We start from the raw sequence: 21,490 nt of genomic DNA, 5'->3' as shown, positions 1-21,490 counted from the left end.
GGTTGGCTGAGTGCGTTGTGAAATAATTGAGTTTTTTAGATATTATGGGAAAGATGGCACAAGTTGTGAGGTTATCGTTAAAGATTGGGGGGGGCTGATTCGACAAGCGCGGGGCGCAAATTTACTTGCCAGAATTGCATATTTACTTAAGGAACGAGACGAATTTTATTTGGTACCTGAAAAGCCTAGGCTACATTTGTCGAATGCATTAAAAATATTTGAGGCAAATATTAGATCCGTTAATTGGGAATTGAAAGATATTACCAACGTTCTGAATGACGCAGGAGTTCCATTCGTGTTACTCAAAGGTGCTGCGTATATTGTAAGTTCCTGTGCTGCTGCTAAAGGTCGAGTTTTTGGGGATATAGACATTCTGGTAAGCAAGGATCTGATCGATAAAGCAGAAGTAGCTTTGGTACATAATGGGTGGATTACTAGTAGTCTGGATGCCTATGAACAAAAGTACTATCGCACCTGGATGCATGAAATTCCCCCTTTACGTAATTTAAAGCGTCAATCCGTCTTGGATGTTCATCACACTATTATTCCGCCAACATCTATATTAAAGCCAGATGCCAAAAAACTTTGGCATAACTTAAATGCAGTAAATTTAAAGGAAACATGCTACACGCTGTCTCTAATGGATATGATTTTGCATAGCGCAACTCATCTTTTTTATGGTGGAGAATTTGAAAATGGATTTCGTGATTTAACTGATTTAGATATGCTGTTTAATCAATTTGATGAGCAGCATGAGTGTTGGGAGACTTTTGTAGGCAGGGCACGCGAACTACAATTAGAATTGCCTTTGTATTATGCCGTTCGATATACAAATAAAATGCTTTATACGCCAATTCCAGATAAAGTTTTTATGATGTTAAAGTCTTATGAGCCTAATTATTTAATGCGAAAAATATACGACTTTTTATATCTGAATGCTTTGATGCCAAATCATACCAGCGATGAAAGTATCTACATTGGCGTATCTAGATGGATGCTCTATGTGCGATCCCATTGGCTAAAAATGCCTTTGTATTTATTAGTGCCACATTTATCCAGAAAAGCTTGGATGAGGTTAACAGGAAAAGAAACGCATTAAATTTTGGAAATGATCGATAATAAAAACAAAAATTAAAAAAACACTCGTGACATGAAAGTTTTGCATATCTTAGATCATTCCATTCCTTTACACAGTGGTTATACCTTCCGTACTCAGGCTATTCTTGATGAGCAGCGAAAATTGGGTTGGGAAACTTTTCATATAACCTCTGCAAAACATGTTGGCGGACGTTCAGCCGTGGAAACTGTCGATGGTTTTGACTTTTACCGCTCTCCCGATCCGGAAGGCGTTTTTGCAAACTTCTCTGCCGTTAATCAATGGGCAATTGTCAAAAGTCTGGAAAAACGTCTGGACGAAATTATTCCGCGAATCAAACCCGATGTTTTGCATGCGCATTCCCCGGCATTGAACGGTTTGGCGGCATTGGGCATGTCAAAAAAATACCATATTCCATTGGTCTATGAATGCAGGGCTTTTTGGGAAGATGCGGCAGTGAATCACGGCACCACAAACGAAGGGAGCCTGCGTTATCGAATCTCTAAAGCATTGGAAACTCATGTACTCAAGCGTGCCGATGCTATAACCACTATTTGCGAAGGACTGAGAAGCGATATTATTAGTCGGGGCGTAAAAGCAGATAACGTCACAGTGATTCCAAATGCAGTCGATATCGATAAGTTTACCCGCAGAGACTCTCCCGACCTTGAACTTACGCAAGAGTTAGATTTGGTCGGCAAGCAAGTGCTGGGTTTTATCGGTTCATTTTATGCTTATGAAGGATTGTTGCTGCTTTTGGACGCCTTATCCGCCATTATTCGAAGTCAGCCTAATGTCAGAGTTTTACTTGTGGGTAATGGACCGCAGAGAAGACAGCTTACAGACAAAATCAAGGCACTTGATTTACAGGCGTTTGTGTCGATTATCGGGCGAGTCCCTCATGATCAGGTTCAGCGCTACTATAATGTAATTGATATTTTGATTTATCCTAGTTTTTCGACTCGATCGACAGAATTATCGGCGCCACTAAAACCATTGGAAGCGATGGCAATGGGTTGTATTGTGGTGGCGTCAGAAGTAGGAGGGCATCGCGAGTATATTCGCGATCATGAAACAGGTTATTTGTTTAAGGCTGGCGATAAGGAGTCGTTAGTTCAAACTGTCTTAATGGCAATCAATGACAAAGGAGTTTGGGATGGGATACGAAAATCCGCTAGGCTCTATGTGAAAGATGAGCGAAGTTGGTTAAAGGTTGTTAGTAAATATCAATCTGTATATGGAAAACTTGTTAAATTGTAAATTAAATAATTTTATATATACTTCCAATATTATACAGCGCGCCCTTAAATAGTTTAACTTTTACTGGATTTTTTGATGAGGCTCACGTATTTCGGGGCTTTATCGAAAAAATTAATCCTGAAACTTCAGATGTCACAGAGCCGGATCAATGGGCTGTATTTTATTATAATAATAATTAAAGGTATAGCTGATATAATGGGTTATGCAGCATGAATTATTGCTAATTTCGAGCCTGGTCGTTTGCGGACTATATAATAATTCTAGGCGTTATTGGGTTTCATATAAATAGGGTAATTACCAAACATGAAGATTCTTTATCATCATCGCATTGCTTCTAAAGATGGGCAGTATGTCCATATAGAAGAAATGATAAATTCATTGCGAAAAATTGGTCATGAGGTGGTGGTGGTCGAGCCTGCGCAGCTGACAAAAAAAGACTTTGGTAAAAGTTCCGGAGCGGTTCAGTCTTTACGCAGTTTTTTACCGGGCTTTATACATGAGCTTATTGAGTTTAGTTATTGTTTTTTTGATTTATTTAAGCTTGTTATATCAATTTTAAAAAATAAACCTGATTGCATTTATGAACGCTATAATTTATTTTTTATTTCAGGAATATTGGCAAAAAAATTATTTAAGTTGCCTTTGGTTTTAGAAGTTAATGCACCACTATTTTTTGAGCGACAAAAAAATCATGGTATCCAGTTACGGTTTTTAGCAAAATGGTCGGAAAGATTGGTTTGGCGGCAAGCAGATTATGTATTGCCCGTTACACACGTGTTAGCCGAAATGGTATTGGCGGAAACGGGTAATTCTGAGCGATGTCTGGTTATTCCCAATGGAATTAATCAAACAAAATTTTCAGGTTTCAATTCCGGAAAAAATATTAGGGACGATTTGGGCTTAAATGATAAATTAATTCTTGGATTTGTTGGCTTTGTTAGGACGTGGCATAGGCTTGACAGAGTATTGTTATCGATAAGTGAAAACCTGGATAAAAACTGGCATTTATTATTAATAGGTGATGGACCAGCAATGCAGGAGCTACAGCAGCAGAGCGAAAGGTTGGGTATTAATGACCGGGTTAGTTTTATTGGTGTCGTAGATAGACATAAAGTGGCCGATTACGTAAATGCTTTTGATATCGCCTTACAGCCTGATGTCGTCGAATATGCATCACCGCTGAAACTTTTTGAATATATGGTCTTAGGTAAAGCAATTCTGGCTCCTAACAGGAAGAATATATTGGAAATCCTAATTGATAATGAAAATGCGTTATTATTTAATCCGGAAGAAGAGGTCTCATTTGCAAGGCAATTAGAGCGATTATGTTCTTCAAAAGAATTAAGGGGTTCGCTTGGCAGTATGGCTAGGAAAACTATAACGGACAAAAATCTATTTTGGGATGAGAATGCGAAAAAAGTACAAGGTGTATTTATGGAACTATTATCGAAACAATGAGCGCTATAAACTGCCTTGTAATAACCTCACTTTACCCAAACTCTATTCAATTTAGACACGGCGTGTTTGTTGAAACTAGAATTAAACATGTTCATAAAAGTAATAATGTCAATATAAATGTGATCGCGCCAGTGCCATGGTTTCCGTTCAAGTCGAGATTTTTCCCGGAGTATTCTAAATTAGTTGATGTCCCTAGGCATGAGATATGGCATGGAATTTATGTATGTCATCCAAGGTACCTTGTCATTCCAAAAATAGGAATGTTGATTACGCCGATATTTCTCGCCATTTGCATTTTACGAGAGATTCGATATTTATATAAACGAGGTTGTAGTTTTGATGTTATTGATGCACATTACTATTATCCCGATGGAGTAGCCGCCGCGATAGTCTCAAAGGTTCTAAAAATTCCCTTGATGATTACCGCGCGAGGAACGGATATTAATTTAATTTCTGATTTTTTAATTCCGAGAAAAATGATGGTTTGGGCAGGCAAGGTTGCGAAGTTTAATCTTGCCGTTTGCGAAGCTTTGCGGCAACGCATGCTGGAAATCGGTTTTGCGGAAAATTCTACTCGCGTGTTTAGAAACGGTGTGGATCTGAATTTATTTCACCCAACAGCAATCGATGAAACAAGGCAAAAACGAAATTTGCAAAGCAAGCAATTGATTAGTGTAGGTTATTTGATCGAACGAAAAGGTCATCATTTAATAATTGAGGCCATGGCTTCCTTGCCGGGCTATCAACTGGTAATCGTTGGCGATGGTGAGTGGCGGGAAAAATTAGAGTCATTAGCGAAAAAGCACGGTGTTCAAGAACGTGTTAAGTTTGTTGGAGAGGTTCCTCAAGAACGACTACCTGAATTATATAGCCGTGCCGACGCGCTGGTATTAGCTTCCAGTCGCGAAGGGTGGGCTAATGTGTTGCTTGAAGCGATGGCCTGTGGAACGCCAGTGGTTGCCACTCGTATTTGGGGTACGCCCGAAGTTGTTCAAACGCCGGAAGCCGGGGTGTTATGTAATGAGCGAAGCGTTCAAGGTATTGTTGAAGCCGTTCAGCGTTTGTTTGTTAATTACCCTGACCGAGAAAAAACCCGACAATATGCGGAAGGATTTTCTTGGCAGGAAACCACGGAAGGGCTTTTAGCATTGATTTCAGAAATTAACCGATCTAATTTACCGCAATGATAAAATATATTGGATGGCTTGGAGCTAATCTCCAAAATGACGAGTTGCCGAGATTGTTTAAAAGAGTGGCACCAAATGAAAATTTGGTGCTTCTGAATGGCTTAGGCTACGGCATAGCTGTGAATACCGATGCATTCTTACAAACTGATCAATGCCTTTTGATGGCTCTGAATTCGGTTTCAAAAGCTAGCCAGTTGCAAGATTGTTTAAATGCTTACCAACATCGCGGAAACGAGTTTGTAGTCAAGCAATCCGAGCCACTGGCGATGGTTTTGATTGATACTCAGCGGCAAAGCTTGATTTTAGCTTGCGATCCAATTGGGCTAACTAACATTTATTATGCTCAGACTCAAGATGGCATTGTGTTTGGATCCAGTGCCGATTTTGTTATCCGTCACCCCGATGTCAGCTCGGAGATCTCGGCGCAAAGTGTTTATGATTACGTGTACTACCATCATTGTCCCAGTCCGAATACTATTTACCGGCAGGTTAAAAAGCTCGAAGGCGGGCAATATTTAATTTGCCAGGATGGCAAGATTAGTCTGCAGCGTTATTGGCAGCCGCAATTTCAAGAACACATGACCGGTAATTTGCAACAGGCAGGAGAAGAATTGCAACAATTGTTGTTGAATGCTGTGACATCCATGGTTAAAACAGAGGAAAACACCGGGGCGTTTTTGAGTGGCGGTTTGGATAGTTCCAGTGTCGCGGGGGCATTGGCAAAAGTGTTTCCGGGCAAAGCTAAGACATTTTCCATGGGCTTTCCAGTGGAGGGCTATAACGAAATTGAGTTTGCCAATGTTGCTGTGAATCATTTCCACACCCTCCAGCACGAATATTATGTCACGCCGGAGGATACCGTTGCGGCCGTACCGTTAATTGCGAGTTATTATGATGAGCCATTCGGCAATTCTTCCGCTTTGGCGGCATATTATTGCGCCAAACTCGCCAAAGAAAACGGTGTTACTCGATTGTTGGCAGGTGATGGTGGGGATGAGATTTTTGCGGGTAATGAACGTTATGCCAAACAGATGTTGTTTGATCATTATCAACGCCTGCCAGGATTTGCAAAAATGGCTTTGGAGGCGGGGTTAAACCATTTACCCAAAGCATTAGCCGAAAGCAAAATTCCCTTTAAGGCAAAACGTTATATCGAGCAGGCCAAAACGCAAATGCCTGATCGTTTACAGGATTACAATTATCTACATCGGCATGATATCAATGATATTTTTCAGGCGGGATTTTTGGCTCGGATCGATGTGTCTGAGCCTTTGCAACTCCTCAGGGATTGCTACCAACGGCCGGAAAATGCCAGTACCTTGAATCGCATGCTGTACATGGATTGGAAAACCACCTTGCATGATAACGATTTGGTCAAAGTCAATCGGATGTGCGAAATGGCCGGTGTCGAAGTGTGTTACCCATTGCTGGACCAACCCATCGTAGACTTATCTTGCCGTATCCCATCCGTGGAAAAATTAAAAGGTCAAAAGCTGCGTTGGTTTTATAAACAGGCCATGGCGGATTTCCTGCCCGATCAAATCATCAATAAATCCAAACATGGTTTTGGTTTGCCGTTTGGCATCTGGTTGAAAGATCATCAACCGTTGAAAGAGCTGGCTTACGATGCCATCCACACACTGAAAAAACGCGATTACTTTCAGCCGCAATTCCTCGATCACGCCATAGAAATGCACCAAAGTATCCATGCTGCTTATTATGGTGAATTGATCTGGGTATTGATGATGCTGGAATTGTGGTTTGAAGGCAAAAACCGTTAGTACCGAGGCTAATCTGTGATTAAAAAGGTTTAAGTACCGCCAGCCAGACAATGACAATTAAAAAGATGACGGGTACTTCATTCATCCAGCGAAAATAGACATGGCTGTGCTGGTTTTTGTCAAGTTTAAAATCCACTAGCCATTTGCCGCAAAACAGATGGTAAATCACCATTAATACTAACAAACTGAGTTTGATGTGTAGCCAGCCTGCCGCCGAATATAAGGACCAAGCATAATCGGCCAGCATCCATATTCCAAACGCCAGGGTTAAAATCATGCCCGGCGTCATAATGCCGTAGTAGAGTTTGCGTTCCATTACTTTGAAACGCTCGTTACTAATCTCGTCGTTGCTCATGGCGTGATATACGTACAGTCTGGGCAGATAAAACAAACCGGCAAACCAAGTCACCATAAAAATCAAATGAAAGGCTTTCAACCAAAGCATGGCGAGTCTCCTTGTCGTTTACTCGGATAAAAAAGGGGAGAGCTGGGAATAATAGAATCACCTCACATTTTAAGGGTTTATCGACGACAAATCGCCGCTTAAGCTGCTTGGTAGTTTAAATTGCTGCTATTCTTGCACGAAATGCTTTTTGATGGAGGGTTCGATGGCCCGGTTTTGTAAAAATTTATTTGTTGGCGCTTCTGTCGATCCTGTTGCCTCGCTCGTTTTTAGTGATGACGAAACAATGCCCTATAACGCGAATTCGTCCTCTGCGACTTCAATTCTGAATACCTTGATTTTAAAGGTCAGTAGAAAACCAAAAGATTTAACGGCACACGTCCGGCGGATTTATTTTTGTTATCAAAACGCTATGCAGCAGCCACTTTATGCCGCTTTGTTGGATTTATTGATCGTGCTCGATCAAAAAGGTCAAACCTTGAGTCAGCGTTTAATTTTAGGTTGTCGTCCCATGCTGGATGCCGAGCAATTTACAATCCTTAGAAAGATCAGTCTGGGTGCTCAACAGATACAAAGCAACCATTTTTCTTTGTTTACCAAGGGATTGGTGGGTAAATCTCAATTATTGCAGGTTAAACAACTCGCTCAAGTACAGCATGACTACATGGGATTGGCGCGCGACTTTATCGAATATAGTCAACTTGAAGAAGCCATGGCAGTATTAGAGCAAGGGCTGGAAGCATCGCCCGGCAGGCAGGATTTGCAAGCCTTGTTATTGGAACTTTATCAATCCACCCAAAGCCGCGACCGCTTTCAAAAATACTATGACCGGATATTAAAATCAGGTACGCCAGTAATAAACCAATGGCAACAGTTGGCAATGGTTTTTAATAGGAAAGTCTTATGAAAAAGGCCGGCCAGGCCCCTATTAAAGTGGCGTTGTATGGTATGGATCCCAGAAGTTATAAGACCATGGAATTGTACTTGAAAGGTCCTTGCCGAGGTATTGCCGAAGTGGTTTCCGAGGGCGATGCACTAATCGATATCATCGATGCGGATCATGCAACGGCTGGCGATATTTTAGCAGCCTGCCGACAGAAAGTTCCGCAAAGACCGATTGTGCTGCTGTCGTTACAGACATTAAAAATAGAAAACACTCATTTTGTACAAAAACCGGTCAATGCAGAGCAATTGATGGAGGTGTTAAATCAATTGGCTCGTGGCAAAAAAACTAAAGAGGTTTTAGCACCGCCTGTCCCCGTTGTAAAACAAACACGCGGAACAACGGACAGCGATCAGCAACGCATCGTTGCGGATAACAGCCGTCCCGAAGCTCGGCAACCTCAAAGAAAACGTTCGACCGTTGAAAATAACGAAGGTGGCTATACGGCTTTTTTGGGCACCTTGCCAGATATTGATTTTAATGATCCCGAGCAATTGTTAACTGCAAGCTATGATGCAAAAAGTCATTTACTCCATTATGTGCTTTCGGCTTATAAGGTAGCCTGTCATCAAGGTAGTGCGCAGCAACTCAATTCCATTTGGAAGCCGTTGCTGATATTTCCGGATACCCGCCAAGTTTGGCTGGATGCGGATGATAAGCAACTGAGAGTGTTTGCGGGCGTCGAGCAAAACAAAATGTTTGCCAGCAACATTAGTTTGGTGCCTATCGATGCCGGTACCGTTAAAGAAGGTAAAGCGAAAGATAAATTTCAGGATATGGAGGCTTTTGTCTGGAAACTGACTATTTGGACTTCGAAAGGCCGTTTTCCCGTCGGCATTAACCCCGCGTTACCGGTTTTTCTAAGACATTGGCCCAATTTTACCCGGCTATTATTAATTCCGGATGCCATGCGAATCACTTCGCTTTTACTCAAGGGGGCTTATACACCTTTGGATATTATTAAGGTGCTGAATATAAAGCCTCAATATGTGTTTGCTTTTATCAGTGCTTGTCATAGTTTGGGTATTTTAGGGCAAAGCCAGCGTCGTTCCGATCTGATGCTGACACCCGAACCGCCAAAAGCCAATAAAAAACAAAATCTGTTTAGTAAGATTCTTAATAAATTGCGTGGCGACTAACGGATAAGGAATGGTATGAGTCAATATAAAATTATTTTTACTGGTCCGGTAGGGGCCGGAAAAACTACGGCTATTTCGAGTATCAGCGATGCGCCGCCGGTTAAAACCGATGCGGCGGCCAGCGATATGACCAAGAATCGCAAATCTTCCACGACCGTTGCGATGGATTACGGCGTCATGAGTCTTGATGGTGGTGAAAAAGTCCATCTTTACGGAACCCCCGGCCAGGAACGCTTCGATTTTATGTGGGATATTTTGACCCAGGGCGGTATCGGGCTGATTTTGTTACTGGATAATACCCGGGCCGATCCATTTCAAGATATGCGTTTTTTTCTGGACGCTTTCAGTCAATTTATTAGCGATACCGCCGTTGCGGTCGGTGTCACGCAAATGGATCTCAGCAACACTCCCGCTATTAGCGAGTATCAAAAACAGTTACAAAAATTGGGTCTCAATCCACCGGTTTTTGCCCTGGATGCCCGCGAGCACAACGATGTGTCGCTTTTGGTACAGGCGCTGCTGTATACGCTGGATCCCGGTTTAGTAAGTGAGTGACATGAGCGAACTAACATTAATCGAAGGCTTATTTCTCTACCCGACTCCGGCAGGCGCTTATCAAGCGATTTCCACGCCGGAAGCCGATAAACCCAGGCGTTTTTTACGACGTTTGCTTCAGGAGCCTCAAACGCCAGCTTTAAACCTGGAGCCATTGTGTCGGCTGGCGGAAAGCGATGATCACGCCAGAGTGCTGGAATTACTGCATCATTGCCAGAAACTGGGATGGGTACAGGGCGTCGACGACGTTTTACAAGCGCCCCAGGGGGCATTGGAAGATTTATTACCCGATTTATTAGGGCGAATATCCGAAAATGGAAAGGTGCTATTAGCCGACGAACAGGGTTTTTATCTGGCGTGTAGCGGTTTCGCGCATGAGGTAGCGGAAGAGTTATCGGCGTTAAGCGCTGATTTAGCCACGGTTCATCAACGCCGTTCCGGGTTATTGGTCAGCAATATGGGTATCGCCAGCCATGCCTGGGCCATTGTTGACGCCTTCGGTTGTAGCCAAATCGGCTTTTGGCCGCTTTTTATCGGCGGTCATCATTTTGTGATTGCCATTGCCGGCATACCGCACTTCAATCAACCGGAATTCGTGAGTTTAATTTGGGCTTTATGTACGCGTTATACAAAAACCACAACCCCAAACAGGTGATTAATTTTGGAATATTTTAAGTTAAGAGGATACAGATAATGAAAGCTGACATGCTGACTTCAGTATTAAACGAACTCAATGGAACCTCTGCGGATATTGAGGCCTCCGGCGTGATTTCCACTGATGGCTTGATGATGGCTTCGGTGTTGCCGGCCGGGATGGATGAAGACCGGGTTGGGGCAATGAGCGCAGCCATGTTGTCTTTAGGGGATAGAACCGCGCAAGAGTTGAACCGGGGGCAACTTGAGCAAGTGCTGATCAAAGGACGGCATGGCTATGTATTAATGACCTATGCTGGCGAAGAGGCTGTGTTGACCGTGTTGGCTAAACCCAACGCCAAACTGGGCTTGATCTTTCTGGATGTCAAACGGGCGGCGGAAAGCATTGCCGAAATGCTGTAAGCCTGATCGCGAGGGGGGAGAAGAACATGATTGCCGACATGAATGCAAAAGATATCGTAGGCGACTATCAGGAAGTCAGCTTGCAATTGTACGGTTCCGTTAAACGAAAAATTTTATATACCCAGATTGAAACGCCTTATCCGGATGGCAAGCTGATTGTGTCGACCACTAATCCGGAAGGTATCATAACTCACGTCAATCGCTCATTCGTGGAAATGTCCGGATATAGGGAAGAGGAGCTAATCGGCGCGCCGCATTCCATCCTCAGACACCCGGATATGCCGCCGGCGGCATTCAAGGATTTGTGGGATACCGTCCAGCGGGGTGAAAAATGGCAAGGGTTTGTAAAGAACTTGCGCAAAGACGGTGGGTATTATTGGGTGAAGGCCACCGTGATTCCTAACGTCAGAGCAGGAAAAGTGGTGGGTTACACATCGGTCAGGCGCAAACCATCCCGTAGCAAGATTGAAGAGTGCTGCAAACTTTATCCGACGCTTTTTTAACAGGGGATGCACATGTCATTTCAATTTACTGTCAGTCCGGATTTTACCCCGGACCATTTGTCCGGATGGTACATATTCAACACCTGGCTGCAAAAACAAACCGGAATCGCCATCCATCTGGAAATGTACAACGATTTTCAGGGACAACGCGACGCTATTCAAGCCGATACAGTCGATTTAATCTATGCCAATCCATTCGATGCGGCGATGCTGGTAAGAGAGAAAGGTTTTTTGCCCCTGGTAAAAGCCGAAGGCGCGGCGGATGAAGCTTTAATTGTGGTGAATGCCGATAGTGCGATAAACGATGTGGCGGATTTAAAGCCCGGCACTCGGGTAGCGTACACCGAGGACCCCGATGTTCGTTTGATGGGTATGATCATGTTGGAGCCGGGCGATCTGAATAATAACAACATCGTGCCGGTGCTTGCGGATAATTACGTGCTGGTAGCCAAGCATTTATTGAAAGTCGAGGCCGATGTCGGCATCTTTCTGGCCGGGGCTTATGACGATTTGTCGGCCATGGTAAAAAATCAGCTCAAAGTATTGGTCAGAAGCCAGATCAGCGTCATACACCATGCCTTGATGATAGGGCCGCGATTACAAGAAAGGCGAGAGGATATTCAAAATTTGTTGGTGGAAATGTCCAATGATGATAAAGGCCGGGGCGTACTGCAGAGTTTGGGCTTCACTGTCTGGCAAAAAGTCGATAACGAAGAAATGGAGTTTATGATCGATCTGATGGATACCTTGAATACCTGACCGAAATCAGCCCATGTCGACAGTAAAATTACAGCAGACTAGCATCGATTTGCTTAGGCATGGGGAGGTGAGGGGCGAGGCACGTTTTCGCGGCAGAACAGATGATCCTTTAACTGAGCTGGGCTGGCGCCAAATGTTCCAACAATGCCGGGGGCAACAGTGGCAATTTGTGGTCAGCTCGCCGTTGAGTCGATGCGCCTCTTTTGCGTCGGCTTGGGCGCAAGAGCATCGAACCAATGTCGCCATGGTGCCGGCTTGGGAAGAACTGTATTTCGGTGATTGGGAAGGGCTCAGCGCGGAACAGATCACTGAAAAAGATCCGCTGGCGTTACAGTCGTTTTACAAACAGCCACTGGATTTTACACCGCCGAATGCCGAGAGTTATCTGCACTTTTCCGCTCGCGTTCGGCGTGCCTGGGATGAGCTGTTAATTAAACATGCCGGAACAAGAGTGTTGGTGGTGACACATGCCGGGGTCATTAGAGTACTTTACTCGCAATTATTGGGCATTCCTCCGCAACACAGTTTTCAAATTGACGTGCCGCATGCCTGTTTGACCCGGTTTAATTGTTTTAATGACGAAAGCGGCAGATTTGTTCAGCTGAGCTTCCATAAGCCAATTTGATTACCTATACTGGCTGCACCGTATTTTTTCGCAGGACAAAGTTTGACTTCCCGCTTCCCCATCATTCATTTAGGCGCGCCCGGCGAAGAGATTAGCAAAAAAGATCTGCACGCCGTAATGCAGCGTTTTAAGCATTTTAATCAAAGTCGCTTACAACGGATGCGGGATTTTTTGCAGCCGCGCCAGTATGAGTTTTTGCATCTGTTGCCGTTGCTATTTCACCAAAATCATCCCCTTTTGCCAGGCTTCGTGTCTTTGGAGACTCCGGCCGGGATTCCCGATTATTTGCCCGGCAAACAAACGGTAGATACAGCCAAACAATTTTCCAAAGGTTTTACTTACAAGCGCAAGGCGCTCAGAAAATATCCGATACAGAGTATCTTTTTAATGGGTAGCGTCGGCAGCATGGCTTTTTCTAAAGATAGCGATATCGACATCTGGTTGTGCCATCAACCCAGTCTGTCCGCTACCGAACTGGAAGAGTTAACTCAAAAGGCTCGACTGATTGAAAAATGGGCGGAGTCCTTGAAGTTGGAAGTGCATTTTTTTTTGCTGAACAGCGAGCAGTTTAAAAAGGGCGAAAACACTCCGATTTCCACTGAAAGCAGTGGCGAGGCCCAGCATTATTTGTTGCTGGAGGAATTTTATCGCACCTCTATTTATATAGCCGGACGCGTGCCTGTATGGTGGTTGGTGCCGCCGCAGCAGGAAAAAACGTATGCAAGCTATGTCGCCCATTTGTTGGAAAATCGGTTTATCTCCGATACGGATGTGTTGGATTTCGGCGGTTTACAAGATATGCCGTTATCTGAATTTGTCAGCGCAACGCTTTGGCATATTTATAAGTCGCTGAGCTCCCCGCATAAGGCTTTACTCAAACTGTTTCTAATGGAGAGTTATGCGACCGAATTTCCTGATCCGCAATGGCTGTGCGTGTCGATGAAACAGGCGATTTACAGCGGCGATTTCAGTGTCGACACTCTGGATCCTTATCTGCAAATCTATAATAAAGTTGACGGCTATTTACGGCAGGCCGGCTCCAGGCAGCGGCTCAATCTGGCCCGGGAATGTTTCCATATCAAAATCATGGGAGCGTTTTCGGGAGGCTTGGATAATAAAGTCCGTCAACTGCATGATGGGTTTATGGAAATGATAGCCCGGCGATGGCATTGGCCGGAGGATTTGTTGGAAAATTTTGGCAACAGTAAGACTTGGGACATTAAAAAAGCCAATACCGAACATACCGTGATTCGTGATCAGTTACAGCAGTGCTTGCGGATCATTCTAAAAATTACCGGCAATCCTATTGACCATCCCGATCAAAATGACGATTTAAAACTGCTGAGTCGTAAGCTTAGAGCGTTTCTGGATCTTCGGCCGGGCAAGATCGAGATATTGACCACCCGAACCATGGTGTATAACAAACCGGAGATTTGGACAATTGCCGAAGTGCCCTTAACAGACATCGAATCGGTCTGGTGCTTGTTCGACGGTAGGCTGCCGTCTCAGCCAGTTCGCCCCGAACCGGCCATCAAACAATGCGAAACATTGTTGGAAATGTTGTGCTGGGCAGTAGCGAATGGCTTGTATAGGCGCGATATTAATCTGCATGTGCATTCTAAAACCCAACAGATTCCCGAAGTCGATTTGAGTCGGTTTTTAGCCGAGTTGTCCGTTTTTCTGTCGACTCATTTACCCAACAAGGAAACCGGTCTGGAGGTGTATAAACAGCCAAACCGCTGGTTATCGTCTTTATTAGTGATAAACCTGGGCGAGATGTTGGCTATTGATGACAATCAACAGCAGTTTATGATGAGCGAGCGCTCCGATCCTCTGAGTTATGGCGAGAACCGATACTGTTTTGTGCAAGGTATCCATAAGTTGTCGGTCTCCAACTGGGGCGAGGTCACCTTACAGCAGTACGCCGGATTGGAAGGCATTTTCTCTTGTTTGACCGAGGTTTTTAATGAAACGGCTAAGCCCTTGACGGCCGAAAACCTACGGGTGATCTGCTATACCCGCGGGCGGGGACGCAGTATTGCGATTAGGATAGAAACGATTTTCAACCGCTTGTTGGGCAGTTTTGCCGGCCACTCCCTGCAAGCCTCCAGTCGATATATTCTGCCGGCCGAAACCGGATTTTGCTGTTTTAAATTGCAAAATAATGTGTTGGGATTTTATTTACTGGAAAATCACACTCAGTTGATGCATGAATTATCCAGTCCGCATTCCGGATTTTCGCCGGTGATTTTTGACGAGTTTGTGCTGGAACAAACCTACATTCCATTCGTATATCAACATAATCAGGCCGATAAGGTACAGATTTTCTATCACCCCACCAGCAAACACGTGGCGGTGTACATCATCGATGAAAAAGGCTCTTTGTTCGTGCGCCAACATAGTCATGCTAATCCTCAGCATATTCTGGTTCACTATTGGGTATTTATCAAAACCCTGCAATTACAGGCCAAGTTGCCGGAGAGCATAGGTATCGAATGTTACGAAATCCAAAAAAACTCCACGGGAGTAGTATCCTGTCATCATACCCAGGTAAAGCAAGGTAGTACGGAATTGGATTTGCGGGTCAGAATTGTGGTTGATCGCACCAGAGGGCAGGCCGTTTATTGTAACGAGCGGAAGTTTGAGATCACGGATGTCGACTCTTACCTGAGATTAAAAAGTTATGTTTTGGGCTTCAGGAAAAACCACGAAGACTATCCCTTTCATATCACCGAAATTGATGCACCGGATGAAATGCTGGGAATTCAGCCGTTCGATCAGGTTCAAAGTCTGCATTATTTAAACTATAAACAAAAAATCGAGGAAAAATTAAATATTTAAAGTTTCGGAAAACTGTCGATAACATCACGGAAGCTCACAAAAATGAGGACAAGCTCATGCTTATCGACACTGCCGCTACCAAATCTCAAGCTAGCCATTACCTGCTTTCGCGTATAGAGGGTAACGGTAGGCACAATTTTTTCAAGAATCGCTCCGAAATTGGCGCTCATCGCCATCGGGAGCATGACCGGCAAGATCAGTTGAAATTGAGCGATGCCGGCAAATTAGCCGCCACCCAAAAAAGCCCGGTGGATCTGGAAAAAAAGCCGGATGCCACACATACGTTGAACATCCAGATCATTCAAAGCATGGTCAAGTCCATCACCGGCCAGGATTTGCGATTATTTACTCCGCAGGCACTACGGGATCAGGCGGACCAGGTTACTGTACAGGCGCCTACGCAAGCACCCGACACGTCGGCCAATAGCGATACCGGGCTGGTCTATCAACAATCTATGTCATCGTTCGAAACCCAGACCATCACCTTTAACGCGCAAGGCAGCATAAACACCAAAGACGGAAAAAGTATTCACTTTTCAGTGTCCTTATCGATGAGTCACGTTTTATATACGGAAACTAATCTGGACTTGCAGACGGGGGACACGGCCAGTGGCGCCCCCTTATCGGTCGATTTTGAAGGTAACTCCGCAGAGTTGACTGCCACGCATTTTGAGTTTGCCTTAGATACCCATGGGAGCCAGGGTCAGGTTAACAGTTTAAAATCCACCAACGCTAGGCAAATACCGGTTTCAAAACAGGCGGATACCGGCAATCACGCATCCGAATCGGACAACGTTGAGCAGCCGTCAGGTAATGATAGCAAAGACAGTCAATTGCTCGGCATGGCGAAATTCGTTTATCAACAATTAAGGATTTGGCAGCGTCATGCCGACGGTTCTCAACAACTACTGGCCCTGGGTGAAAAAAATCTTGGTGCGCTGTACTTAGGGCACCTGAATGCGCCGCTGCAATCGAAAACTACAGAAAATAAGCCCACTTTGCTCGAAACGGCCGATGGCAACATGAATTTGCCGCAAAATAACCAGGCCGATACTCCGCAACAGATAAATTTTACCGCTTAAGGGATTGTGCCTATACTCTCAGCCATGCCCAACATGGAGCCAGAAAGTGGAAGCCGATCAACGTATTCATAAACGATTTAATCCCGAAGGACTTACAGCGCATATCATTATCGAACCGCCGCCACCCGACGCGGAAATTGTTATCAATGGGGTGGTGGTGGATATGAGTTATAAAGGTATCAAAATTAAACTGGCCGAGCCTCTGAATCCGGAAATCGATCAGGCTGAGCTCAGGATCTCCATCATTTTACCCGAGTCCGGCGTATCGGTTTCCATCCACGGCATGATCAAGCACATTCAAGAAAAGCATGAATGCGGCGTGCAGTACGCCGATCAACATTCCGAAGAGCAGTTGGACAACTTAATGTTTGAATGCGTGAAATACGCGGTGGAGCCAGAATAGTATGAAACAGAACCTTAAATCGGCAGCGTCTTTTATTTTCAAGCTCTGGCAAAGCTGGAACGGCGAGGCCGCCTATCAACGCTATTTGACTCACTGGCGGCGGCAACATACTTCGGAAGGGCGGCCACTGACTCGCAAAGCATTTTTTGCCGCGGAAACCCAACGCAAATGGAATGGCGTCAAGCGTTGTTGCTGATTTTGCCTATTCAGATTAAATCCGTTAGCGGCGCCGACTGGCTTGAAACAAGCTGCCACATTGCTGTAGCGCCGATAGCCGTTGCCTGCTATAAACCGCAAAGCAGATATTGAAAACCGGAACCCATGCTAGAATCATCAATAAACCAAGAGCAGTTGGGCCATGAAAAGTACTGTTCTTCCAGAGGTTGTCGAAGGGCAAGGGGGGGCATTCTCCCAGAGGATAAATATATTCTCGGTCGTCCACAGCTTTACATTGCTTAGAACGAACATTCCGGCTCACCTTGTTTGTTCGGCGTTATACAACGAGACTAAGCGTCTAAAATCACAATACAGGCAGCAGCATGATGACACTAAATATCGATGACGACACGGCGAACCTGCTCCGCCAATTGTCCGAGCGGGAACACGTCAGCCCCGCGCAACTGATCAAAAATTTACTCAGTGATTACCTTGAAGATTTGGCGGATGTCGCCGCCGCAGATGCTGCGTTAGCAGAATTGACGAGCGGTAATGACGATACGATCAGCTTGGAGGAATGGGAGCAACAACTCAATGCCTTGGAGCGTTAAGCTTAAGACTGGCGCCGCCAAAGCCATCAACAAGCTGGACAAACCGGTCCGCGACAGAATCAAGACCTTTCTCACTCAGTTGGCCGAGCAAGACAATCCGCGCATTTCCGGCAAAGCCTTGCAAGGCAAATTGTCCGTATACTGGCGCTATCGGGTTGGCGACTACCGCTTGATTTGCCAAATCCAAGACGACGAATTAATTGTTTTAGTCGTTGAATTGGGCCATCGAAAAGACGTTTATCGAGACAAGCATTAATCCTAAAAATCTAACCCAACCACCTTACTTCGGATCCATTTCCAATAATGTTCAGTTTACGCAGTTCTCTTGTTAGCATTTTGATATGACTTTCGATTATCTACCTTCCGAATCAATTAGCGCCGCAATAAACTGGAGCATCCAGAAACCCAGGGCGTTCAACGATGCCGAAATTGAATTGGCTATCTCGAAGTTTCCGAAAACAAGATATTACGGTAGCAAACGCCGTTTGTTGAGCTGGATATATCACGCAGTTAAGGACTTGCCGTTCAATACGGTATTGGATGGTTTTGGCGGAACGGCTAGCGTTTCACTGTTGTTTAAGGCAATGGGCAAACAGATTTATTACCACGACGCTCTGCTCAGCAACACCATTTCAGCTCAGGCTTTATTGGCCGACAAATTCCCTTTTTCCGATATTAACGATGCTTATCAATTTATAGAAAGTATAAAACCAGAAAATGGTTTTATAACAAAGACATTCGCCAACATGTATTACACGGATGAAGAAAATCAATGGTTGGACGGTGCAGCGAAAGCAATTCATGCCGTAGAAAATCCACATCAGCGTAGCGTTTATTTTTATTGCTTATTTCAGGCATGTTTAAAAAAGCGACCATTTAACTTATTTCATCGAGCCAATTTAAATTTGCGAACGAATAAAGATGTAAAACGTTCTTTTGGCAATTTTTCAACTTGGGAAAGAACTTTTCAAGACTCAACAAAAGCTAATATTATTGATTTTCAGCCCGCGTAGCTCCGATTAGCGATAGCGTAATCGGAGGAATGTTGACTTCAAAATGTGCGATTACGCAAGCTTTTATACCCTTTAGGGTAAAACGCCCCTACATTTTGAATGGCAGCTTATTTGCCCTCTTGTCTTTTCAATTTAATTTTCATTGGCTGCTAGGGGTCGATTGCGTCAATTATCTTCTTTCAACAGACCGCATGCTCTATTGGCGCAACCAATTCGGAATTAGTGGTTGTTTTTGGTCGGCATATGCGAATTCCCGCCGGCGAGCCGTCCGTCACTCTGTTAGAGGTTCTTATACATGCCGTCCAGCACCAAGGCGTTGGGGCTGACCATGCCGATTACCGTGCCGTTTTCAATCACGGGCGCACGCACCAGATCGTAATTGGCAAACAATTTCGAGCAAAGTCGAATATCCATCTCCGGGCTCACCTGTATAACCGGGCAGTCCATGATTTCATACACATTAACCCTGTCGGGGGCCCGATCTTCGGCCAGCACATGCCGAGCGATGTCGCCGGAAGTGACCAAGCCGTATTCGTCGAACTCATGGCGCTTGTTGACGATCAGCACCGAGGTTTTATGCTTTTTCATCATAATCAAGGCGTCTTTAACGGTTGCCGAACCGTCAATGCCGGCAAAGTCGGTACGCATGATGTCTCTGACGCGGATTATTTTATTGGTGTCGATCATATTTCGTCTTCCAATTCTTGAGTGAGTTCTTCTACTTGATGCATGACGCCAATCGCGTCTTCCACATCGATTTTAAATGCAATGCCCGAGCCGGGCTTGGAATCAAACTCGCCGGCTTTGGCAATTTTTTCCAGAATATGGCGGCTTAAATGTTCTTCGACTAAAAACAGCAAGACATCACGCTGCACTTCCAGCGTCAGGCCAAGAAAGGTTTTGGCCTGTTTAATGCCTTCGCCACGGGCCTGGGTGATGACGGTCGCCCCTTTGGCGCCGTTTTTCCGAGCGGTATCCATGACCAAGTCGGTTTTGGTGTCATCCACAAAAGCTATGATGAGTTTAAAGCGCATGATAATCCTCAAGAATGATTTGATTGACGTCTTTTGCTCCGCCATTCGGCGAGCTGAGCATAGCCTAGAACGGTAATAATCGGAAACAAACTGGCAAAAGCCACCAGGCCAAAGCCGTCCAGCAACGGGTTACGGCCTGGTACCGTGGATGCCAAACCCAGGCCTAGCGCAGTCACCAGCGGTACTGTGACGGTTGAGGTAGTGACGCCGCCGGAATCGTAAGCTAGGCCGATAATCATTTTGGGTGCGAACAAGGTTTGAATCACCACGATGATATAGCCAACTACGATGTAATAATACAGCTCGGTGCCGGAGACGATACGGAAGGTGCCCAAACTTATGCCGAAAGCCACACCGAAGGACACGGCAATGCGTAAACCCCAGGCGCTGATGGCCTTTCCGGAAATTTCCTCAGCTTTGATAGCCACCGCCAGTAAAGACGGTTCTGCCAGGGTGGTGGCGAAGCCGATGCAAGCGCCGAACAGATAAACCCAGCCATAATTGCGCCAGTCCGCGGTAATGGCGGTATCGGGAATATTCAGAAACTCCGGAGCGGTCAATTGGGATGCCATCAGTTCGCCCAACGGAAATAACGCCATTTTCAGGCCGTCCAGGAAAAAAGTGATACCAATCAAAACGTTGATAAAACCCAGCAGGGTCTTAGTGGGATGCACCAGCGGTTTGCGTATGACCAGTAACTGAAAACCAATGATGATGGCTGCAATCGGCAGCACATCGCGACCGGTTGCCAATAAGGCATCCAGAAACTGTTGTAACCACTCGATCATGCCAGCATGCCGAAAGCCATCACAAAAATCATCGGTGTCAGGGACGCAAAGGCAATCAAGCCAAAGCCGTCTATCACCGGGTTGCGACCTTTGATGGAGTTGGCCAAACCGATGCCCAATGCCGTCACCAGCGGTACGGTGATGGTGGAGGTGGTGACGCCACCGGAATCGTAGGCTATGCCGATGATTTCCTGGGGGGCAAACGGGGTCATGGCAATCACCGTGATGTAACCGCCGATGATGAAATAATGCAGCGGCCAGCCCATGATGATGCGGAACACACCCACCACGATGGCAAAGCCCACCGATGTCGCTACAGTGAGTCGTAAGCCTAAAGCATAATTTTGCACCGCGCTGTCGTCGGCCTCAATCAATTGGGCTCGGCTGGCAATATTGGCCGCTTCCTGGGTGATAGCGATCAAGGCGGGTTCGGCGATGGTGGTGCCGAAGCCCAGGCAGAACGCAAACATCAGTAGCCAAAACAAGCTGCCCTTGCGGGCAAAGGCGTTGGCCATGGATTCGCCGATCGGAAACAGACTTTGTTCCAGACCCAGCATAAAAAAGGTTAACCCCAATACCACAAACAACGAGCCGATAATTAATTCGGCTACATTGGGGATAGGCTGGCGAATCACCAGCAATTGAAAAGCCAGTACCACCAGTAAAATCGGTGTCAGATCCAGGCAGCTGCTGATGATTAATCTGAACAATCGATTGTTACTGAACATGGTGGTTTATCCGGTTCAATGTCAGTGTAGTAGCTTAACATAACCATGGTTCGTTACTTGCTTTGTATA

Annotated in this window: 25 protein-coding genes; 20 read left to right on the top strand and 5 right to left on the bottom strand. The window is 45.2% G+C overall.

Translation table 11 applies throughout. From position 1 onward, the window contains the following. Positions 1-10: 10 nt before the first annotated feature. From M0R33_RS06050 to M0R33_RS06030, 5 genes are all read left to right on the top strand, one after another. Positions 11-1,099, top strand: coding sequence for a nucleotidyltransferase family protein (locus M0R33_RS06050; RefSeq protein WP_292566524.1), 1,089 nt, complete (start codon positions 11-13; stop codon positions 1,097-1,099). Positions 1,100-1,150: 51 nt separating this feature from the next. After that, positions 1,151-2,356 carry a TIGR04063 family PEP-CTERM/XrtA system glycosyltransferase gene (locus M0R33_RS06045; RefSeq protein WP_292566520.1) on the top strand — a complete coding sequence of 402 codons (1,206 nt, stop codon included), beginning with the start codon at positions 1,151-1,153 and terminating at the stop codon, positions 2,354-2,356. Positions 2,357-2,659: 303 nt separating this feature from the next. Continuing rightward, the gene (locus M0R33_RS06040; protein WP_292566517.1) at positions 2,660-3,814 is read left to right on the top strand and encodes a glycosyltransferase family 4 protein; all 1,155 of its coding nucleotides are present in this window, start codon (positions 2,660-2,662) and stop codon (positions 3,812-3,814) included. Next, positions 3,811-5,001, top strand: a complete 1,191-nt coding sequence (locus tag M0R33_RS06035; RefSeq protein WP_292566514.1) for a glycosyltransferase family 4 protein — start codon at positions 3,811-3,813, stop codon at positions 4,999-5,001. The genes M0R33_RS06040 and M0R33_RS06035 overlap by 4 nt, the downstream gene beginning before the upstream one ends. Beyond that, entirely contained in the window at positions 4,998-6,782 is a 1,785-nt protein-coding gene (locus M0R33_RS06030; RefSeq protein WP_366043195.1) for an asparagine synthase C-terminal domain-containing protein, read from the top strand. The genes M0R33_RS06035 and M0R33_RS06030 overlap by 4 nt, the downstream gene beginning before the upstream one ends. A gap of 19 nt (positions 6,783-6,801) precedes the next feature. On the opposite strand, the gene hemJ is transcribed toward M0R33_RS06030, so the two are convergent. Then, positions 6,802-7,227, bottom strand: a complete 426-nt coding sequence (gene hemJ / locus M0R33_RS06025; RefSeq protein ID WP_292566511.1) for a protoporphyrinogen oxidase HemJ — start codon at positions 7,225-7,227, stop codon at positions 6,802-6,804. A 370-nt stretch (positions 7,228-7,597) separates the two neighbouring features. Between hemJ and M0R33_RS06020 the strand changes: the two genes are divergently transcribed. From M0R33_RS06020 to M0R33_RS05950, 15 genes are all read left to right on the top strand, one after another. Then, positions 7,598-8,092 (top strand): hypothetical protein, encoded by a 495-nt coding sequence (locus tag M0R33_RS06020; protein WP_292566510.1) that lies wholly within the window; start codon positions 7,598-7,600, stop codon positions 8,090-8,092. Next, a complete protein-coding gene (locus M0R33_RS06015) occupies positions 8,089-9,267 on the top strand; it encodes a hypothetical protein (protein WP_292566508.1) in 1,179 nt (392 codons plus the stop codon). The genes M0R33_RS06020 and M0R33_RS06015 overlap by 4 nt, the downstream gene beginning before the upstream one ends. Before the next feature lie 15 nt (positions 9,268-9,282). Then, entirely contained in the window at positions 9,283-9,822 is a 540-nt protein-coding gene (locus M0R33_RS06010; RefSeq protein WP_292566505.1) for an ATP/GTP-binding protein, read from the top strand. 1 nt (position 9,823) lies between these two features. Beyond that, positions 9,824-10,477, top strand: coding sequence for a hypothetical protein (locus M0R33_RS06005; RefSeq protein ID WP_292566502.1), 654 nt, complete (start codon positions 9,824-9,826; stop codon positions 10,475-10,477). Positions 10,478-10,515: 38 nt separating this feature from the next. Further along, positions 10,516-10,878: a roadblock/LC7 domain-containing protein gene (locus M0R33_RS06000; RefSeq protein ID WP_292566499.1), complete on the top strand. Its 363-nt coding sequence runs from the start codon at positions 10,516-10,518 to the stop codon at positions 10,876-10,878. A gap of 26 nt (positions 10,879-10,904) precedes the next feature. Further along, positions 10,905-11,381 (top strand): PAS domain-containing protein, encoded by a 477-nt coding sequence (locus M0R33_RS05995; protein WP_292566496.1) that lies wholly within the window; start codon positions 10,905-10,907, stop codon positions 11,379-11,381. A 12-nt stretch (positions 11,382-11,393) separates the two neighbouring features. Then, positions 11,394-12,140 carry a phosphate/phosphite/phosphonate ABC transporter substrate-binding protein gene (locus M0R33_RS05990; RefSeq protein ID WP_292566493.1) on the top strand — a complete coding sequence of 249 codons (747 nt, stop codon included), beginning with the start codon at positions 11,394-11,396 and terminating at the stop codon, positions 12,138-12,140. A 13-nt stretch (positions 12,141-12,153) separates the two neighbouring features. Further along, positions 12,154-12,765 (top strand): alpha-ribazole phosphatase family protein, encoded by a 612-nt coding sequence (gene cobC, locus M0R33_RS05985; protein ID WP_292566491.1) that lies wholly within the window; start codon positions 12,154-12,156, stop codon positions 12,763-12,765. A gap of 42 nt (positions 12,766-12,807) precedes the next feature. Continuing rightward, positions 12,808-15,606 (top strand): class I adenylate cyclase, encoded by a 2,799-nt coding sequence (locus tag M0R33_RS05980; RefSeq protein WP_292566489.1) that lies wholly within the window; start codon positions 12,808-12,810, stop codon positions 15,604-15,606. 56 nt (positions 15,607-15,662) lie between these two features. After that, positions 15,663-16,688, top strand: coding sequence for a hypothetical protein (locus tag M0R33_RS05975; protein ID WP_292566486.1), 1,026 nt, complete (start codon positions 15,663-15,665; stop codon positions 16,686-16,688). Positions 16,689-16,734: 46 nt separating this feature from the next. Further along, a complete protein-coding gene (locus tag M0R33_RS05970; protein ID WP_292566483.1) occupies positions 16,735-17,091 on the top strand; it encodes a PilZ domain-containing protein in 357 nt (118 codons plus the stop codon). Between the two features lies 1 nt (position 17,092). Further along, positions 17,093-17,287 (top strand): YbdD/YjiX family protein, encoded by a 195-nt coding sequence (locus M0R33_RS05965; RefSeq protein ID WP_292566480.1) that lies wholly within the window; start codon positions 17,093-17,095, stop codon positions 17,285-17,287. Between the two features lie 343 nt (positions 17,288-17,630). Beyond that, positions 17,631-17,858 carry a DUF6290 family protein gene (locus tag M0R33_RS05960; RefSeq protein ID WP_292566477.1) on the top strand — a complete coding sequence of 76 codons (228 nt, stop codon included), beginning with the start codon at positions 17,631-17,633 and terminating at the stop codon, positions 17,856-17,858. Beyond that, positions 17,842-18,114, top strand: coding sequence for a type II toxin-antitoxin system RelE/ParE family toxin (locus tag M0R33_RS05955; protein ID WP_292566474.1), 273 nt, complete (start codon positions 17,842-17,844; stop codon positions 18,112-18,114). Before M0R33_RS05960 ends, M0R33_RS05955 begins: the two co-directional genes overlap by 17 nt. Before the next feature lie 85 nt (positions 18,115-18,199). Beyond that, positions 18,200-18,871, top strand: a complete 672-nt coding sequence (locus tag M0R33_RS05950; RefSeq protein WP_292566472.1) for a DNA adenine methylase — start codon at positions 18,200-18,202, stop codon at positions 18,869-18,871. Between the two features lie 279 nt (positions 18,872-19,150). On the opposite strand, the gene M0R33_RS05945 is transcribed toward M0R33_RS05950, so the two are convergent. From M0R33_RS05945 to M0R33_RS05930, 4 genes are read right to left on the bottom strand one after another with little or no spacing between them, the layout of a single operon-like run. Beyond that, positions 19,151-19,558 carry a CBS domain-containing protein gene (locus M0R33_RS05945; RefSeq protein WP_292566469.1) on the bottom strand — a complete coding sequence of 136 codons (408 nt, stop codon included), beginning with the start codon at positions 19,556-19,558 and terminating at the stop codon, positions 19,151-19,153. Continuing rightward, the gene (locus M0R33_RS05940) at positions 19,555-19,905 is read right to left on the bottom strand and encodes a P-II family nitrogen regulator (protein ID WP_292566467.1); all 351 of its coding nucleotides are present in this window, start codon (positions 19,903-19,905) and stop codon (positions 19,555-19,557) included. The genes M0R33_RS05945 and M0R33_RS05940 overlap by 4 nt, the downstream gene beginning before the upstream one ends. Positions 19,906-19,913: 8 nt before the next feature. Continuing rightward, positions 19,914-20,693, bottom strand: a complete 780-nt coding sequence (locus M0R33_RS05935; RefSeq protein ID WP_292566464.1) for a DUF1538 domain-containing protein — start codon at positions 20,691-20,693, stop codon at positions 19,914-19,916. After that, on the bottom strand, positions 20,690-21,421 hold the full coding sequence (locus M0R33_RS05930; protein WP_292566461.1) for a DUF1538 domain-containing protein: 732 nt from the start codon (positions 21,419-21,421) through the stop codon (positions 20,690-20,692). Before M0R33_RS05930 ends, M0R33_RS05935 begins: the two co-directional genes overlap by 4 nt. Positions 21,422-21,490 lie beyond the last annotated feature (69 nt).

Source organism: Methylomonas sp. (assembly GCF_023228165.1).
Classification (GTDB): domain Bacteria; phylum Pseudomonadota; class Gammaproteobacteria; order Methylococcales; family Methylomonadaceae; genus Methylomonas.
Note: the sequence above shows the minus strand (reverse complement) of the source record. Positions and strands in the feature narration are given on the sequence as shown.